This window comes from Bacteroides faecis (assembly GCF_020091505.1).
Taxonomy (GTDB): domain Bacteria; phylum Bacteroidota; class Bacteroidia; order Bacteroidales; family Bacteroidaceae; genus Bacteroides; species Bacteroides faecis.
Window position 1 is genome coordinate 1,689,969 of record NZ_CP081916.1, and the last position, 19,949, is coordinate 1,709,917.

General features: G+C 43.7%; 9 protein-coding genes. 5 read left to right on the forward strand and 4 right to left on the reverse strand.

Features of this window, described 5'->3' with window-relative positions; genetic code table 11:
* Positions 1–74: 74 nt before the first annotated feature.
* The gene (locus K6V30_RS06760; protein ID WP_081030779.1) at positions 75–2,549 is read right to left on the reverse strand and encodes a glycoside hydrolase family 31 protein; all 2,475 of its coding nucleotides are present in this window, start codon (positions 2,547–2,549) and stop codon (positions 75–77) included.
* Positions 2,550–2,633: 84 nt separating this feature from the next.
* Positions 2,634–5,273, reverse strand: a complete 2,640-nt coding sequence (locus tag K6V30_RS06765) for a two-component regulator propeller domain-containing protein (protein ID WP_055269108.1) — start codon at positions 5,271–5,273, stop codon at positions 2,634–2,636.
* A 230-nt stretch (positions 5,274–5,503) separates the two neighbouring features.
* On the opposite strand from K6V30_RS06765, the gene K6V30_RS06770 reads away from it, so the two are divergent.
* Both K6V30_RS06770 and K6V30_RS06775 read left to right on the forward strand, forming a co-directional pair.
* On the forward strand, positions 5,504–7,450 hold the full coding sequence (locus K6V30_RS06770; RefSeq protein ID WP_055269109.1) for a glycoside hydrolase family 97 protein: 1,947 nt from the start codon (positions 5,504–5,506) through the stop codon (positions 7,448–7,450).
* Positions 7,451–7,550: 100 nt separating this feature from the next.
* Positions 7,551–8,402 (forward strand): TonB family protein, encoded by an 852-nt coding sequence (locus K6V30_RS06775; protein ID WP_055269173.1) that lies wholly within the window; start codon positions 7,551–7,553, stop codon positions 8,400–8,402.
* A 165-nt stretch (positions 8,403–8,567) separates the two neighbouring features.
* Here the strand turns inward: K6V30_RS06775 and K6V30_RS06780 are convergent, their stop codons facing one another.
* Both K6V30_RS06780 and K6V30_RS06785 read right to left on the reverse strand, forming a co-directional pair.
* Positions 8,568–10,574, reverse strand: coding sequence for a glycoside hydrolase family 127 protein (locus tag K6V30_RS06780; protein ID WP_055269110.1), 2,007 nt, complete (start codon positions 10,572–10,574; stop codon positions 8,568–8,570).
* Between the two features lie 37 nt (positions 10,575–10,611).
* Positions 10,612–11,613: a family 43 glycosylhydrolase gene (locus tag K6V30_RS06785; RefSeq protein ID WP_055269111.1), complete on the reverse strand. Its 1,002-nt coding sequence runs from the start codon at positions 11,611–11,613 to the stop codon at positions 10,612–10,614.
* A 204-nt stretch (positions 11,614–11,817) separates the two neighbouring features.
* On the opposite strand from K6V30_RS06785, the gene K6V30_RS06790 reads away from it, so the two are divergent.
* From K6V30_RS06790 to K6V30_RS06800, 3 genes are all read left to right on the forward strand, one after another.
* Entirely contained in the window at positions 11,818–13,521 is a 1,704-nt protein-coding gene (locus tag K6V30_RS06790) for a BNR repeat-containing protein (RefSeq protein ID WP_070612974.1), read from the forward strand.
* A complete protein-coding gene (locus tag K6V30_RS06795; RefSeq protein ID WP_010536338.1) occupies positions 13,518–15,536 on the forward strand; it encodes an exo-beta-galactosidase/exo-beta-(1,6)-glucuronidase in 2,019 nt (672 codons plus the stop codon). The genes K6V30_RS06790 and K6V30_RS06795 overlap by 4 nt, the downstream gene beginning before the upstream one ends.
* Positions 15,537–15,775: 239 nt before the next feature.
* On the forward strand, positions 15,776–19,930 hold the full coding sequence (locus tag K6V30_RS06800; protein ID WP_010536339.1) for a hybrid sensor histidine kinase/response regulator transcription factor: 4,155 nt from the start codon (positions 15,776–15,778) through the stop codon (positions 19,928–19,930).
* Positions 19,931–19,949: the final 19 nt, after the last annotated feature.

The window sequence follows — 19,949 nt, forward strand, 5'->3', positions numbered from 1 at the left end:
TTTAATAGTCTATCCAATCTCTTAAAACCGTGAAATCCGTGTAATCCGTGCCTAAATATTTGTTACTTGTCAATTTATAACTTTGCAACCACCTTCTTTCCTCTGTAAGAAACGGACTTGTCGAATGTAGCTGAGTCACCGTTACCACAGCCTTTTCCCGGTTCCACTACTATCAAGTTGAACTTACGGTTCTTCAGCATTCCCTTGTAGCTGCCTTGCCGGTCGTCAATGGTTAGTGTACGGTCTTGGTCGTTCCATTTCAGAGCGATGGTGGAATAGGCACCCTTTTCGTAATTGTAATTGTCGAACTCATCTTCGTAAAGGGTAAATTCAGCATCTGCTCCCGGATAAATACGGATGGTCAGATTATCCCATTTCTTTTCCGTAGAGTATTGTACGGCGGGCCCCCAGGGGAGGATAGAACCGGCACGAACATAGATCGGCATAATGTCAATCGGTACTTCACGCTGGAGTGTCTGTCCGCCTTCCAGTGTTTGTCCGGTCCAGAAGTCGAACCAGCGGGCACCTTGGGGAAGGTAAACATCGGTTTTTCCGATCCTGCTCATGTCTTTCTGGTGACCGTTCTGTTTTTCGTCTTGCCAAGTATACAGAGAATCTGTTACCGGGCGAACCAGGAAATTACGTCCGAACATATACTCAGTGTCCATATCGAGCACCTTTTTGTCTTTCGGGAAGTCCATCATAAGCGGGCGCATGATGCTGCCTGCCTTGCTGGTCACTTCCCAGGAAGTGCTGTAAATGTAGGGTAACAGGCGGTAACGTAAATGAGTGTATTTTTCCAGTGCGTCATAAGACCAGTCGCCCTTCTTGCCGAACTGGTATATCTCCACGGCTACCGGGCTGGAGTTGTGCGAACGCATGATAGGCTGGAATACTCCCCACTGATACCAGCGGACGTGCAATTCATGATAAGCGATGTTGTTGACATTATTGTTATATCTCCATGCGAAGAAGCCGCCTAAATCTGTGTTCCAGTAGGGGATGCCGCATAATGTATAGTTCAGTCCTGCAGCTAACTGCTTGCGCATCACGTCCCAGGTCGAAACGACGTCACCGCTCCATGAATGCGAAGCATAACGTTGCTGTCCCAAGAAAGAAGAACGGGTGAGCAGGAATACGCGCTTGTCGGAAGTGGTGGCGCGTTGGTGTTCGTATACCCCTTTGTTGGACATTAAGGGGAAGGCGTTGTGTACTCTGCGGAAAGACCCCAGATAGGTCTGTGTATTGAAGTCCTGGTCTTTGATATCCATATGGTCCGGTTCGGTGGAGTCGAGCCACCATGCATCCATACCCAGATCGAAGATGTTCTTTTTCATCGCCGCCCAGTAGATATCCCGTGCTGCCGGATTATATGGGTCGTAAGGTTTGACTCCGGCTTTGGGCGGCCACGTCTCGAAGTGGAGCAGTGCTTTCAGACTGTCCATCTTCTGGTACATTTCCGTCCACGGTCCGAAGGAGGCCCATACTGAGATCATGATATGTGCGTTCTGCTTGTGTACATAGTCTATCATCTCTTTGGGGCTTTTAATGCGGGGAGTTCCGTAGTTGGCATTCTTGTCCTCTCCGTTGGGGAGGAACTTCATGTATTCCGGATCACCCATTTTGTTGATGTAGCGGGGATTCTGGAATTTCATGGAATTCCAGTTTTCGTTGCAACCCCAGTATTGCCAGTCCTGGATAATTCCGTCCAGAGGAACTTTCAGTTCACGGTATTTGTCTACGACTTCGCATAGTTCATCCGGACTTTTGTAGCGTTCGCGACATTGCCAGAATCCGAGAGTCCAGAGAGGATACAAAGGAGCTTGACCTGTCAGGTCGCGTACTCCGGCTATGACTCCGTCGGCGTTGCCGCCGTAGATGAAGTAGTAGTCGGCACAGTCACCGACTTCCGAGTCGAAGGATGTCTCTTGCGGGTTGTCGAGGAAGGTGGTGGGAGAGTAATTGTCCCAGTAGAGGGCATAGCCTTTGATAGAGTGAATGAAAGGAATGCAGATACTCATGTTCTGGTTGCGGAGGAAGAGTTTCTGATTACGCTGGTTCACTTTCCCTGTCTGCTGCTGCCCCAAACCGTAGATGACTTCGTCTTTATCCAGCAAGAAAGCCTGCCGGACATTGTACGACGGGACGCCGGCATCGTTGAAAGGAGTAAACTGCGTTCCGTAGTCTTTGTCTGTCAGCAGTCGTTGTCCTGCCGTATCGAAGAAGTGGATACCACCTGTTGCGGGGTTCACTTCCACTTGGATGGCATTGCTGCTCAATGTCACATTTTTCCCCTTTTCACCGAAAGAAACCGAGGTCTGTTCCGGTGCTTTGGTGACGACGAGGCTTTCCTTGTCGGAAGCCGTTTCGCTTAGTGTTTTATATACCCGGACGATAGTAGGCGAATAGAATTCTATACTGACGTCCATCCCTTGTGCTGCATACTTGATGCCTTGGGAGGTGCGTTGTACGTTTTGTGCCGTACCGTTTGCGGCAATGATCGTTGCCCATGCCAGCAGGATGCCTGTTTTTCTAAGATTCATTTTCATGGTTTTTAAAAGTGCTTTATGATACGGCAAAGGTAGGGCGGAAGGGCTTCTCGCTGACAATAGCCAGGTTGAAACAAACAACAATCAGGTTGATTTCTTCGCTTTCTCCGCATATTCCGACGGACGGCACCCGTACATTTCCTGAAAACATTTGCTTAGGTAGCTGGAACTGCTGAAACCGGTACGCTCCGCTATTTCAGTTACGCTCAGTTGGCCTTCGGCAAGCAACTGTGCTGCCCGTTGAAGACGGATGTTACGGATGAACAGGCTGGGAGACTGGTCGAGCAAAGTCACTAGCTTGCGGTAAAGTCCGGTACGTTCCATGCAGAGGTCACGGCTCAGTTGCTCTACGGAGTAGCCGCTTACGTCAAGGTTCTTTTCCACCAGTTCGATGGCCTGTACCAGGAAGGCTGAGCCATTATCAGATGCTGTCGCGTTCGTATCGCAGGCAGGATGGGGGCAGTCCTTTTTCTCCGAACGGTTTTTCTGTTCGGCCTCATAGTTATTGCATTGTTCTATCAGGTTGCGGATACGGAGCAGCAGAATTTCTTCTTTATGTTGCTGTTCCATCTTTTTCTTTGTCTGATAGATATAGAGGCGGATGCTGCCTGAGACGATCAGTAATAGGGCGACTGTATACAGAACGTAGGCAGTAGTCGTTTTCCACCAAGGGGCGTGGATGGTGACCTGTATCTTTGTGATGTTTTCGTTCCATTGCAACAGGTTGTCGGATGCGGCAACCTTGAATGTATATTCTCCGGGTGGCAGATTGGTGTAAGATGCCTGCAGGATACCATTGCCGACGGTTGCGTTCCCTTGTCCGCTTGCGAAGGCGTTCATCCATTGTTTGTCGATTCCTTCCAGTTGGTAGCGGTAATAGGTACGTTCACTGTTCACGTAGTTCAGTGCCGAACATTCGAAGGTCAGAAAGTTCTGGTTGTAGTCCAGTTCTATCTTCGTGGTATAAGGAGCAGCTTGGGGCAGGATGATGCGGTTTCCGTACCTTTCTCCGGTGTTGACTTTCTCACCATATAGACGCAGGGTGGTGAAGACCGGTCTGTAGGGCAGTCCCGGAGTGGCGAGTTCCTGGTCGGGGCAGAAAATGGTAAAGCCGTCGATGCCTCCGAAATAAAGTGTGCCGTCGGAAGATTCGAAGACGGCTCCTTGCATATATTCTCCTTCCAATGCGCCGTCTAACTGGTTGAAATTGGTAAAACCGACCTCCTGATTCTCCGGATGGACATGAATACGCGAAATACCATTGCTGGTAGTCACCCAGATATTGTTATTCTTATCCTCGATGATTGCCTGCACGAAGTTGTTGCTCAGTCCGTTTTCACGATAGAAGACACGGGGGGAGGCTGTGTGGTCCGGCGTTTGCCCGTTATCAGTGAAAAGCTCCAGTCCGTCGGCTGTTCCTGCCCATGTCCATCCTCGTGAATCGGTGCATAAAGCGGTGTACGATTGGTTTCTGTACGATTGGTTTCCACTTCCCCGGTTCAGCGCTCTTGCAGTTTCTGTAGAAATCGATGAGGCTGATACAGGCACTAGGATACGGGCACCTTCTTTGTCGGTCGTCAACTGATAGATTTTAGAATGACTTTTCAGATAAATGTGGTGGTCGTCGTCTTCCGCAAAGGCTTCGACGGTTACATCCTCTTCCGGTGATACGGGGAAAGAAGTACGGCTGACGTTCAGCAGTTTGTGCATGGCAGGGTGATGATAGAGCAATCCCCGATTGAATGTGCCGATCCACAATCCGCCCTGAGCATCCTGAAAGATGGTGCTGACTTCGGTCGAAACGAGCTGTCCTTTCTTTGTTTCCAGTACGGGAATATACTGTTGTTCCCCGTTTTTGAGGTCGATGATCCAGAAACCGTGGTAACAACTGACGTATGCTTTCTCGCTCTGTGGGGTGACGATTAAGGTGTTGAGCGTGTAGTCTTGCTCGAACAGCTTTTGCCATGTCCGGTTTTGCGGATTAAAGTAGAATAGTCCTCCTTTGCGTCCATTGCGCAACTGGTAGAATCCTTTCTCGCTTTTAACGACAAGAGAGGTATACCCGAAGTTCTCCCGTTCGGATGCGGGGTAAGCTGCCCGTTCGTACAGTCGTTTGCCGGTTTTCGGATCGTAGCAGGCTACTTCGCCCGTGTGATAGAATAAATAAATCGCGCGTTCGTCTGAATTTACGTCCTGTAGCTTTCGCTGCTCATGTTCCGGCAGAGCCATGCGGATGCCTGTTTTCAGTTCCTGCAATGTCCGCGAAGTAAGCAGCCAGATACGTCCCGAATGGTCAACGAAAAGGTCTTCTACCGGTTCGTGTATATCTCTTTCCCGAAAATAAGAGTCGAGGTCGGCAATGTATTCTTCTTGAGGGAGATGGATGCACATCAGTTTATGACGATCTTTGATCCACAGAAGAGAATCCCCGCATTGATAGATGCGGTAGTATCCGTCATACTGTTTCAGCGGATAGACGTTTTCTGCCTTGCGGTGGAGGTAGCTGAAATGCACGCCGTCATACAGATTGACGCTCCCGTTGGTGGTAAACACCATTCTTCCGTCGGATAGCTGGAGCATGTAGCGTATTTGGTTGTCACTCAATCCTTGAGCCGTATTGACCGACGTAAACAGAAAGTCGCCGGCACTCACAGTCAGCGTCATCCTGATACATAGGATGAGGAATAGGAGTATTCTGGTGTTTTTCCGGTTATTTGCCGTCATTAGGATACGGATTATGGTTATCGATGACAAAGATAGAAAAAGTCGGGATTATACTTAGTCAAACGATTCTTTTTATAAGGAGTTTCGGGAGGGGATGTCTGTATATCAATCAAAGAGGGGGGAGAAATCATGCAAACGCCTGAAGCCTGTGTGCGGAGATAATTATATTTCCTATTTTTGCTTTCGGTATAATAGGAAAGCATTTTAATTATAAAACGAAGAATAATATTATGAAGAAACTTGTAAGTGCTTTGGTGGCAATTCTTGGTATGGGTACTCTTGCAGCGCAGGATGTAGTTGTAAAGGGACCGGACGGAAAGTTGCAGTTGGCGGTATTTGCTCAGAACGAGACGAAACCTTGCTATTCTGTCAGTTATAACGGACAAACGATGCTGGAGAAGTCCCCTTTGGGTATGGATACCAATATCGGTGATTTTACGAAGAATCTCAAACTGGCCGGACATTCCGTTGACAAGATCGACACTGTCTACCGGCAGACGCGTATTAAGGTCTCCGAAGTACATTACCGTGCGAATGAACTGACTTGTCATTTCGAGAATGAGAAAGGGCAGAAACTTGGAGTTGTCTTTCGGGTGAGTGATCATGATGTGGCTTTCCGTTATACTTTGCCGCATCAGGGTGGAAGAGCCAGTGTGACGGTGAATGAGGAAAAGACAGGTTTCCGCTTTCCCGAACAGACTACTACTTTCCTGTGTCCGCAGAGCGATGCGATGATAGGCTGGAAACGTACGAAACCCAGCTATGAGGAAGAATATAAGGCAGATGCTCCGATGAGCGAACGTTCGCAGTATGGACATGGATATACCTTCCCTTGTTTGTTCCGTGTAGGGGATGCCGGCTGGGTACTGGTCAGCGAGACGGGTGTGGACAGTCGCTATTGCGGTTCCCGGTTGAGTGACGTGAGCGAAGGAAATCTATATACGGTTGCTTTTCCGATGGCGGAAGAAAATAATGGCAACGGGACGGTCGCTCCTGCTTTTGCATTGCCCGGTGCTACTCCGTGGCGTACGATCACGGTGGGAGATAATCTGAAACCGATTGTAGAAACGACTGTTCCGTGGGACGTGGTAAGTCCGCTTTATGAAACGAAACATGAGTATCGTTTCGGTCGCGGTACATGGAGCTGGATTCTTTGGCAGGACGGAAGTATTAACTATGATGATCAGGTGCGTTATATTGATTTGGCTTCGGTGATGGGATATGAGTACGTGTTGATAGACAACTGGTGGGATACGAGAATCGGACATCAGCGTATGAAGTCACTGGTTGAGTATGCACGTAGTAAGGGAGTGGAATTATTCTTATGGTATAGTTCTTCCGGTTATTGGAATGACATTGAACAGGGGCCGGTAAACCGGATGGACAATGCGATCATCCGTAAACGTGAAATGAGATGGCTGCAAAGTCTGGGTGTGAAGGGAATCAAGGTCGATTTCTTCGGAGGTGACAAGCAGGAGACGATGCGGTTGTATGAAGATATCCTGAGTGATGCGGACGATCATGGATTGATGGTTATCTTCCATGGCTGTACATTGCCTCGCGGATGGGAACGTATGTATCCGAACTATGTAGGTAGTGAAGCGGTGCTGGCATCGGAGAATATGGTGTTCAACCAGCATTTCTGCGATGAGGAAGCATTCAATACATGCCTTCATCCGTTTATCCGCAATACGGTGGGATCGATGGAGTTTGGCGGTTGTTTCCTGAACAAGCGTCTGAACCGTAATAATGACGGCGGTACGACGCGCTGGACTACGGATGTGTTCCAGTTGGCGACTACCGTTCTGTTCCAGAATCCGGTTCAGAACTTTGCATTGGCTCCGAACAATCTGAACGATGTTCCGGCTGTCTGTATGGACTTTATGAAGCAAGTACCCGCAACGTGGGATGAAACACGGTTCGTCGATGGTTATCCGGGTAAATATGTCGTGTTGGCACGTCGGCATGGAGATATCTGGTATCTGGCGGCTGTGAATGCCGGAAAGGAACCGTTGAAACTGAAATTGGATCTGGATATGTTTGCCGGAAAGACGGTGGCTCTTTATAAGGATGACAAGAAGGAGGAGCCGCAACTTACATCGCTGAAGGTGAAGGAGAATGGTAAAGTGCAGCTGGAGATTCGGTCGCAAGGAGGTGCTGTACTGGTAGCGCGTTGATATTTTTTTCATTATGTGAAAAGAAACAGACGAATCTTGCTGTGTTTCAATAAAAATACACTATCTTGCGGTAATTGTTTAACCTTTAAATATGATAGTTATGAACACAAAATTATTCGGTCTGTTTCTCGTATTATTGGTATGCCTGCCTTCGTTTGCCCAGCAGAAGCCTGTGGAGAAGGTGGATAGTGATGGAGTTTATCTGATGCCCGATCAACTGCCGGAATTTCCGGGAGGGATACAAGCTATGATGAAGTTTCTGTCTACAAACATCAAGTACCCTGTGGAAGCACAAAAGAAGGGGATTTCCGGTCGTGTGATTGTGCAGTTCGTCATTATGGAAGACGGAACATTGGATCAGGCCAAAGTTATAAGAGGAGTCGACCCCTTGTTGGACGAAGAAGCGTTACGTGTAGTGAAATCAATGCCTAAATGGAAACCGGGAATGGATAGAGGTGAGGCGGTGAAAGTACGTTTCACTGCTCCGATCATGTTTAATCTGTCTAAAAAGGATACACCGAGGCCTAATTTCCCCGAACTTGTGGTGCCGTTGGGACAGGAAGTGGAAAACAGGTCTTTGCAAGGAGTATGGCAAAGTTGCTCCGTACAGCCGGGCGAACATGGATATAAAATACTGTTATTTCCTGTATTAAAGATTGTGTCGGCTGACCAAACATTCATGAATATAATGACAGCCGGTATGGATGGCAAGTCAAATGCAGTTATTTATTGTCAAGGTGAGTACAGTCTGCCGTCGGATAACACTTATGTGGAAATGGTGGACAGATCGCTTGATCCTACTTTTACACAAGGAACAAAGAATGAAATCAGTGTGGAACGACTGCATGATAATCTAATCAAATTATCTTTTACGGTTCCGGGACAGGAAAGAAGATGGACGGAATATTGGTTCCGGGTTCCTTCGCCGAATGTGAGGATATTGGCTGATTGATTTTTTCCTCTGTTTATATAAGATTTTGCTTGTCAGGCGACGTAGGCTTGAAAACTGCGTGGAAATGAAGAATGAAGAATGATGAATGAAGAATGAAGAATTGGCTGCGCTATCATGCTGCAAAGTAATTCTTCATTCATCATTCTTCATTTCAAAACGTTCGTATTAATTCTTAAAGAATCCGTTATCCTCCCATACTCCTGCTTCCTGTAGCTGTGTTGAAGTGGCACTTACATCGATGGGTAGCCATACTTCCATATCACCTTCACCACGGTGCGCCCAGGCATAATATGGAATTAGAGTGAGTTCTACGTCTTTAGCTACCAACTTTCCTGCCATGTCATAGCTTAATGCCTGTGCATCGGTTGTTAGTTGATTGATACCGTAAAGTAACTCAGGTTTTTCTGTTACTTTGAATTGCGGATGTTGGTTGAGAAGTACGCTGTGTATATTGAATCTGTTGTCCGGCCATTCTGCACAATACACGATGGGCCCGCGTTCAACGGCAACGCGACCGCGGTCGGCTTCTACCTTCGGATTTGCTTTTACTATTCGGGGAAGCATATCGAAATGTACTTCTACTACATCTCCTTTTTTCCATTTGCGGGCGATACTGAGATAGCCGTTGTTCACGTCGCTTTCTACTGTCTGTCCGTTGACGGATACCCGGTAAACCGGTTTTTGATTGTCAGCGTAAGCGTACAGGTCACCGGGCAGTACATTTCCACGTACCCAACCGGGAATACGGAGCTTCATCGTAAAGTTCTGATTGCCTTGCGCTATTTTCAGACGGATGTCTCCCTTCCATGGGTAATCGGTTTCCTGTTCCAGAATAATCTTTTTCTTATCCACTTTCAGCTCGGCCTTGTTAGAGAGGAAGAGGTTCACGTATACCTGATCGTCCTTCACGGCATACACATATCCCGGTAACGACGGGATGAAACGGCTGACATTGGAAGGGCAGCAGGCACAACCGAACCAAGGTTTGCGACTGTATTTTCCGCTGGAAGACAGTGGGTTGGGGTAGAAAAAAGAACCTCCGTCCAGTGATACACCCGATATCAGACCATTGTACAAAGTGCGTTCCAGCACATCGAAATACTTGGCATCTCCATGAAGCAGGAAGAGACGGTAGTTCATATACACATTGCCGATAGCCGCACAAGTTTCGCAATAAGCGGACAGGTTGGGGAGTTCGTAGTTGTTACCGAATGCTTCGCCTGCGTGACGTGCACCGATACCTCCGGTTATATAAATCTTTTTAGAGACGATGTTGTCCCAGATTTTGTCAATCGCTTTAATATAGCTGCTATCGCCGGTGATGGCTGCCACATCTGCCATGCCGGAATACATATAAACGGCACGCACGGCATGTCCTACGGCTTCATCCTGCTCTACTACGGGTTTGTGTGCCTGACTGTAAGCGTCTTTCCGGCTTGTGTATCCACGGGTATCCAGGAAGAACTTTGCCTGATCGAGATACTTTTTATCTCCTGTCACCATGTAGAGCTTGACTAGAGCCATCTCGGCTATCTGATGTCCCGGTACATATTTCTTTTGTTCGGGCCCGTTGCCGATTTCGCGGCAGACACAATCGGCATATTTAATGGCAATATCAAGGAAGTTTCGCTTTCCGGTAGCCTGATAATGCGCTACGGCTCCTTCGACCATGTGCCCCAGATTGTAGAATTCATGGCTCAGGTTCTCTACGGCTACCCAGCGTTCTTTTCCTGCCCAGTTGTGCGGATGCTTCGGGTTCATGGTACGGGCGGTATAGAGATAGCCGTCCGGTTCTTGGGCTCCGGCAACAATGACGAGTATACTGTCGATGTATTTTTGCAGCTTCTTGTCCGGATAGGTCTGCAGGGAGTAACTGGCTCCTTCTATTGTTTTGTATACGTCGGTATCGTCGAAAGAGAATCCTTCTACTTTATATGTATCGCTGGGATGGGCCGCTTTTATAAAGCTTTCGTAACGCCCTGTCTCTTCGCATTTGCTGAATGCCAGAGGAATAGTTACTTCACGGCTCGCCTGAAGGCGCTGTCCCCAGAAACTGTCCGTCACTTTGACGGAGGTAAAAGGTACAGGGTCAATAGGATACCCATGATTAATTTGTGCATTTCCTGTGATGCAGAGGCAAGTCAGGAATGTTGCAGTCAGAATGTTTTTCATCTTGGTATTATTTTAGAATGAATAGCTCGTTTCTTTGTTATGGGGTGGGAACGATCGGTTTGATTGTTCCGTCCGGATTGAATTCCATCCGGTCGATGCATACTTCACGGTGCCAGCCCGGTCCGTCTTTCAAGTGATTCTTGTTGATACGGTGGTATACGATATACCATTTATCTTTTCCGGGTATTTGCAGGATAGAATTGTGGGCAGGGCCGTAGATCTCTTTTTCCGGATTCTGGATGAGTATGATCGGTTCTTTGGCTACCTCAATCGGGGCGAGTGGTGACCGGGCAGTGCCGTAAGCCACATGATAGTTCGGTGAACCGGTATCGTCAACAGACCAGAAGAAATAGTAAACTCCTTTTCTGTAAATCACGTAAGGTGCTTCACGGTAGGCATAAGTTTGCAGGGTTCCCCCTTTGGGCGTTAAAACTTTGATGGTCTCTTCTTTGATGGACAGCATATCGTCGTTGAGTTCGGCTCCTGCCATATAACCGTTGCCCCAATAAAGGTAGCTTTTGCCCGATACAGGGTCGGTGAATACATCCACATCAATCTGCTGTCCTCTTCCTGTGGGGGAGGAGGTGATAATTGGTTTACCCAGATCGGTGAAAGGTCCGGTAGGGGAATCTGCTACGGCGACCCCTATCTGTTTGCCTTTGTTGGTCGTTGGATTGGCACTGTAATAGAAGAAGTATTTATATTTTCCGTCTATTTTCTTTTCTTCGATACAAGGAGCCCAGGCATTTCCATTTGCCCAGGAGACATTTTTGCCCATCTCAAGAATAACTGTTTCTTCTTTCCACGTCTTTAAATTCTTCGATGAAAAGACCTTAAAATAACTTCCGCCCCATCCCGGAAAACCATCGCTGGTAGGATAAATATAATAACGTTTTGTCAGATGGGAATACAATACTTCGGGGTCGGCATGGAATCCGGGCAGAATAGGATTGCCTGATTTTTTATTCTGTGCTGCACCTTGCATCGTTCCGATAAGGAACAAACTAAATAGAATAATTCTGATGAATGAATGTTTCATGATAGGTAGATATAATTATTAGTTCGTATGCTACAAAGATAGGTCTTATCTGAATAAAAGAAGGGTCACATATCTGTCAAAGGGGGATAATTATCATTCATAATAGAAGTTGTGAACTAAATTTAGACTTTAATGAACGGTATTCGGATATCCTTTTGATTATAAAGCACTATTTTTGCACTGATCTAAAAATATATTATTACTATGAGAGCGAAACTGATTTTACCTTTTCTGATTTTATACTTATTCTGTCATTTATGGCCGGCACAAGGGCATGAAGTAACTGCCGAAGGAGCCTGGTGCTGGTTTGCCGATCCGCGGGCTTTGCATTATGAAAATAAAAAAGGTACGATAAACAAGACATATATCGGTTATATTGATGTACATGGCAATATTAAAGCTATGCAGTATGACTTTAAAAAGAAGCGGCAGGATGAGGTGTTGATCCGCTCTTATTTTCAGCCGGATGACCATAATAATCCGACGTTTCTGGTATTGCCGGACGAACGGATCATGATCTTTTATTCGCGCCATACGGATGAGTCTTGTTTCTATTATCGTATCTCCCGCACTCCCGGAGACATAACGACACTGGGAGATGAAAAGGTGATTAAAACGAAGGATAATACCACTTATCCGTCTCCGTTTATCTTGTCGGATGATCCGGAGCATATCTATCTGTGTTGGCGGGGGATTGGCTGGCATCCTACTGTTGCCCGCTTGTCGTTGCCCGATCAGGATGATCAGGTAAAGGTAGACTGGGGGCCTTATCAGATAGTGAAGTCTACAGGTGCCCGTCCTTATGCCAAGTATATGTCGAATGGAAAGGATAAGATTTATTTTGCTTATACGACCGGACATCCGGACAATGAGGAACCTAATTTTCTGTATTTTAATTATATCGACATCCGCTCTTTGCAGCTGAAGGATGTCAGGGGAAATATTCTTTCGGCTATTGCCGACGGTACCTTTAAAGTGAACAAGACGACTGACTATGTACGCCGGTATCCATCTACTTTGGTCGATCATTCGTCGGCGCGTGATTGGGTGTGGCAGGTTGCTTCGGATGAGAATAATCATCCGGTTATTGCCATGGTACGTATCAGCAGTGATAAGAACTCCCATGATTACTACTATGCGAAGTGGAACGGGCACGAATGGAAGATGACATTTCTAGCCAATGCCGGCGGTCATTTTCATCAGACCCCTAATCTGGAAAAATGTTATAGTGCCGGTATGGCTATAGATCCGTCGAATACTAATCATGTGTATTGTTCGCTGCCTGTGGATGGAAAACAGGGGAAAGTCTACGAGATTATAAAATTTGTGTTGAATGAAGACGGGGAGATTGCTTCTACAGAAGCAGTCACGAAAGACTCGCAGTATAATAATGTCCGTCCTTATATAATACCTGGTTCGGAAGATTCACCTTTGAGACTTACGTGGATGTTCGGCAATTATTATGATTGGATTGTCAGCTCACGTTATCCGCAAGGTTACTGCACGGGAATTGCTTGTGATTTTAAAGGCTTTCCGGATGCAAAGAAGAAAAAGAATCTTGTAACGGAGAAGAATTTCAAGTTCAACCCGAAGAAGGCTTTTACACTGGAACAAACGGTCACTCTTGATGCCGCTCATTATCAAGGCACACTTTTGCAACTGGGTGATCTTGAGTATTATCTGGATGGGAAAACGATGAAGCCGGAAGTGAGATATAAAGGAAAGGTGTATACCAGTTCCAATATACTCGGAACATCTGATTGCTGGAAAACAACTTCGCGCAGTACAGGTGGTAAGTGGTACACTCCACAAAAGTATGAAAGCTTCAAGCTAAAGTGGGAGTATAATAAAGGTGTATTATGTGTATATATTAACGGACTGTTGGATCAAAAAATAGAAATAAAATGAGAAGGAGAGCTTTAAAAAATAGTGTGGCAGGAATCCTTGCATTGTTTGTTCTCTCTTTGTTGGGGGGATCAGTTGCTGCACAAGAAAATGTGTTTACCGTACAGCAACCGGATTATCAAAGAAGTCCTTATACAGGAATGACACGCCAACATTGGATACAGGCGGGCGAATATTTGCTGCAAGGTGCATTCAATTATATTCATACATTGGACGATCAGATGTACTTTCCGAAGCAACTGGACAAAACATATCCCAATAATGACGGACAAGTTCCGGTTGCCAAGCTGGAGGGACTGGCACGAACCTTGTTTGTGGCTGCTCCTCTTTTGAAAGATAACCCGGATTTAGTGATGAACGGAATAAAGGTGGCAGACTATTATCGGCATCAATTGGTGAATCTCTCTAATCCGAAAAGTAAGAGTTATATTCCTCATCGTAAGGGAGGTCCCAGTCAGACTTTACTTGAGTTAGGCTCTTTGGCTATTTCAATGAAAGCAGCCCAGGCTATTTTGTGGGACCCGTTGACGAAATCACAAAAGGATTCGCTTGCTGCGACCATGCTGAGTTATGGAGAGGGACCGACTATCGGTTCCAACTGGATGTTCTTCAATGTGTTTATCTTAAGTTTTATGAAAGATCAGGGCTATGTCGTGAATGATGATTATTTAGAATCAAACTTAAAGAAACTCCTGGCACGTTATCGTGGAGAAGGCTGGTACAACGATGCTCCGGCTTATGACTATTACAGTGCATGGGCATACCAGACCTATGGCCCTATCTGGGCGGAGATGTTTGGGAAGAAGCAGTATCCTCAGTTGGCACAGCAATTCTTGGCAAATCAACATGATATGGTAGCTAACTATCCGTATATGTTCAGTCGGGATGGTAAGATGAATATGTGGGGACGAAGTATCTGCTATCGTTTTGCGTCAGTTGCCCCACTTGCTTTGCTTGAATATGATCAGAGCGGTGAAGTAAATTATGGGTGGATAAGAAGAATAGCATCTTCTACTTTATTACAATTTCTGGAAAGACCGGAATTTCTAGAAGATGGTGTTCCGACAATGGGCTTTTACGAGCCTTTTGCTCCTGCCGTACAGATCTATAGCTGTCGTGGTAGCGTATACTGGTGTGGTAAAGCTTTCCTAAGTTTGTTGCTGCCGGAAGATGCTGAGTTTTGGACTGCTAAAGAAAATACTGGCCCTTGGGAAAAAGAGCTGAAAAAAGGAAATGTGTATAATCAGTTTCAACCGGGAACCAATTTGCTAATAACGAATTATCCGAATAGTGGTGCTTCCGAGATGCGCTCATGGTGTCATGAAACGGTTGCAAAGGACTGGCAAAAGTTCCGTAGTACAGAAAACTACAATAAGTTGGCTTACAACACGGAATTTCCGTGGATGGCGGACGGAAATAACGGGGAAATATCCATGAATTACGGAACAAAGAACAAGAAAGGTGAATGGGAGGTATTACGGCTTTATACATTCCAGAGTTTTAAAGATGGTATTTACCGTCGTGATGCTGTGCTCGAAACAGATAGTACTGTAAAGTACCAACTGGCTGATATTCCGCTGCCAAACGGAATACTGAGAGTGGATAAGGTTTCAGTATCTGAGCCGACAGAGATATGTTTAGGACATTATTCTCTTCCCCGTCTGAATACAAATATCCAAGAAACATCCCGGAAAGTAGATAGACAGGAAGTGCCAGTTTTGTCTAATGGAGAATATGAGCTTGCAATGATACCATTGGCTGGTTGGAATAAAGTATATACAATGTATCCGGAGGGATTACATCCGGTAAGTAATCAGTGTGGCTTGATTATGACTTCTGATAAACTAACTGACAGTAAAATCTATGTAATGCTTCAATTATGGAAAAAGAATGATGGTAAGAATACCTTTTCCAAGAAGGAATTGAGTCCTGTCAAATCTATTCGTATCTCGGAGGATAAGAAACAGGTAATAATTCAATTATCTGCAAAAGAAACAAAAACAATTCTATTTCAGTGATATTATAAAAATGAAAGAAGAGACAGTGGAGGCATGCTTTCACTGTCTTTTTTTGTAGGAATAATTGCTATTAGTGGTTGCTTACTAAGGCGAATTTTCCTTCAAAATGTTCTACTTATCAGTATATCTGTCTATACTATTATTTAGTCGTTGTTTATTAATCTTTTTATTCATAATTTTGGTCGTATATATAAATTAAGATTATTATATTTGCGTTTGAACGAACAAAATCTGGTTATATGAAAAACACAAGAATTACTACTTTCTTATATAAGTTAGGCTTCTTCATTTCATTCATGCTCTTTAACTTCACTTTGCTGTCGGCAACTGAAGAAGTTATCTATAACTTGAAATTTAAGCAACTTTCCGCTCCACATTCACTGCCAACCAATGAAGTTCAAAAAGTATATCAAGATAGAGATGGATTTATTTGGTTCGCTACTCGTAATGGATTATGCCAATATAATGGATATGAAACGACGCTTTATAAATCCAATCTTTATTCTCCGGATTTATTGACCACTAATAGCATCACTTGCCTGGTTGATGATAATAATAATAATCTTTGGATTGGTACATCGGAAGGATTGAATGTGATGGATAAGAGAACAGGAGAGATCAAAAAGTACAAAGCGCCATCCATATCTAATAATGTAGTGTCTGCACTATGTGTGACTCGTGATAATACTCTTTGGGTAGGTACTGATAATGGCTTATGCCGCTATGTTCCGGAGAAAGACACTTTTGTTGTCTGTGGAGATGAATTTGGAGATGGCAGGCTACGATATGTTACAATCAAATCTTTATTAGAAGATTCAGATGGCGATCTTTGGATTGGAACTTGGGCACAAGGGTTATTTCGTTATTCTCCATCTACAGATAAAGTAGTAGTATATCCCAAAATTAATGAGCAATATTCTTCTCATGTTATTTATGAAGATAGTAATAAAGATATTTGGGTAGGAAGCTGGGGCTATGGACTTTTTAAACTACGGAATCCTAAAGATATGGAGAATGTGTCTTACCAAAGTTTCCTGCATGAAAATGGCGATGATTCAAGTTTATCCGATAATATAGTATATGATATAGCTGAAGATATAAATACTCATACTTTATGGGTTGGTACACGCAGTGGATTAAGTATTTTAAGACTTGATGAGTCGAGTTCCTTTATTAATTATAAATCAGGGAAATCTGATTATCGTATTCCTTCTGACGAAGTAAATTCAATTATGCGTGATAGTCAGAAGAATATGTGGATAGGAGCCATTGGCGGTGGAGTTTTGATGGCTGATACACGGCAACCTGCATTTGCTTTGCATACACTTAATTTCGGTGATGAAGATATTCCGGTAACTTCTGTTCGTACGTTATTTGCCGATTCAGATCAAAATTTATGGATTGGAGTTGGAACTTACGGATTAGCGCGTAGAGAGTATGTGACGGGCGAACTAAAGATGTATTCACATATACCGGAATTTTCAGGTGTAAAAGATTTGCCTTCTCTTTTTGCGGTTGTTCAGCGTAAAAAAAGTGGTGATATCTGGTTTGGTATGTATAACGGAGGAATTTACGTCTATCGGAAAGGCGAGAAGGTGAAGCACTTAACAACGAAGAATAGTGCTTTTCTCACTTCAGATTGTGTATCGGCTTTATATGAAGATTATGAAGGGAATTGCTGGGTTGGTACGCGTGGAGGAATAGGAGTCCGTTTATCTGATGGTACTGACTATCGCTTCGAAACAATGAATTTTAATGATAGCTTGTCTGCTGGATGGATATATGTAAGAGATATCGTGCAGGATATGGATAACAGTGTTTGGTTGGCTACATCCAATTTTGGTGTGATTCATATAACGGGAGATGTTCGGCAACCTTCAACGCTGAAGTATGAGAATTATAGTTTTCATAACCGTAAATTAATCACGAATACAGTTCTCTGCATGCATATTGACCGTTTTGGACGATTATGGGCGGGGACAGAGGGAGGAGGATTATACCTTTATAATCGTAGCACGGGACAGTTTGAAGAAAAGACACGGACATATAGCATTCCGGGAGATGTTATCGTTAGTATAGAAGAAGATAAAAGTGGAAATTTATGGCTGGGAACAGTTTCCGGACTGGTGAAACTTTATGTGGCTGCTGTTGGAAATGATTTTTCGACTCGTATATATACTTCTGCTGATGGACTACAAGATAACTTTATTGTCAATTCGTCTTGTAGCCGTGATGGAGAACTCTTCTTTGGAGGCCATAAAGGCTACAATAGTTTTTTTCCCGATAAAATGGAAATCCCATCTCAGGAAACTAATTTCCTGATAACAGATATTAAAATATTCAACCACTCTTTTAAAAACTTGCCGGTTGAGCTACAGCAGAAGATTTCTCCGGTAATGCCTACCTATACAAGTAAGATTGAACTTCCCTATAAATACAATAATTTTAGCATTGAATTTGCTGCTCTTACTTACAAGAATCCTGAACTGAACAGGTATGCTTATCGTCTCCAGAACTTTGACCGGGATTGGCAGTATACGGATGCAGATCGTCGTTTTGCCTATTATAACAATCTGCCAAGTGGAACGTATACGTTTCAACTGAAAGCAACGAATGAAAACGGAGAATGGAGTGGTTATGTACGTGAATTCACAGTGGTAGTCCTTCCTCCGTTTTGGGCAACTTGGTGGGCTTATCTATTATATATGGTATTGGTATTGGTTATTGGTGTCTTAATTTACCGTACAATTAAAAAACGTATATTGCTTCAGAATGCCTTACGGCTTCGTGAAATGGAGAAGGCAAAGGCGGAAGAATTAAATCACGCTAAGTTGCAGTTCTTTACTAATATTACCCATGAATTATTAACTCCATTAACAATTATTTCGGCAACAGTTGATGAGTTGAAAACACAGGCACCTAGTCATAATGACTTATATACTGTAATGAATAGTAATATTCAGCGACTAATTCGATTGTTACAACAAATTCTTGAATTTCGTAAAGCGGAAACTGGTAATTTGAAGTTACGAGTCTCTCCAGGAGATCTTGCTGCTTTTGTAAGAACAGGGACTGAAAGCTTTAAGCCTTTAGTGAAAAAACGTAAGATACATTTTTCACTTCTTTGTGACCCTGAATCTATTGTTGGTTACTTTGATATAGATAAGTTAGATAAAATCATGTATAATTTATTGTCAAATGCCGCTAAATATAATAAAGAAGATGGATTTATCCAAGTAACTTTATCTTATGATGAAGAAGATAGAGAGTTTGTGTTATTGAGGGTTAAAGATAATGGAAAGGGTATCTCAAGAGAGAAACAAGCAACTCTTTTCAAACGATTCTATGAGGGGGATTATCGTAAATTTAATACTATTGGTACGGGCATCGGACTTTCATTAACAAAAGATTTGGTTACATTGCATGGGGGAACAATCTCAGTAGAAAGTGAGGTAGATCATGGTACCGAGTTTATTGTACGAATCCCTATTGAGCGTTCTTATTATGATGAAGAGCAAATTGATGACGAAGTTATTTCTTTGAGGCAAACAGCTATTGATTACGAGGATACACCGGAAGATGTTATTGCTGAAGTCCAAGAATTGGCGACAAAAGCCAATTCCATATTGTTAGTGGAAGATAATGAGGAATTACTAAACCTGATGACAAAACTATTGGGCCGCGAATATAATGTTTTCACTGCGGAAAATGGGAAGGAAGGTATTATAGTATTAGAAAATGAAGATGTTGATTTAATTGTATCTGATATAATGATGCCTGAAATGGATGGGATAGAATTTTGTAAATATGTGAAAGGGCATTTGGAGATTAGTCATATACCGGTCATTTTATTGACTGCTAAGAATAAGGAAGAGGATAGAGCGGAAGCTTATGAAATTGGTGCGGATGCATTTATTAGTAAACCTTTTAATTTGACAGTTCTTCATGCACGTATTCGCAATTTGTTAAAGTATAAAGCACGAATGGCACATGATTTTAAAAATCAAATTGTATTTGAAGTGAAAGATTTAAATTATACCAGTTTGGATGAGGATTTTATTCAACGTGCTATTAATTGTGTAAATAACCACTTAGAAGATCCCAACTTTGATCAAGCGCAATTTGCGGATGAAATGTTAACTAGTAAATCTACTTTATATAAAAAGTTGAAGTCTTTAGCAGGTTTGAATACTTCTTCTTTTATACGTAATGTTCGTTTGAAAGCAGCCTGTAGGATTATGGAAGAAAAAGGGATCAATATTCGTGTTTCCGAATTAGCTTATGCAGTAGGTTTTAATGATCCTAAGTATTTTAGTTCTTGTTTTAAAAAGGAGTTTGGTATGTTACCGTCTGAATATATTGAACGATTTATTATCGAGAAAGAAAAAGACTAAGTAAAATTGCCTTTTGAAT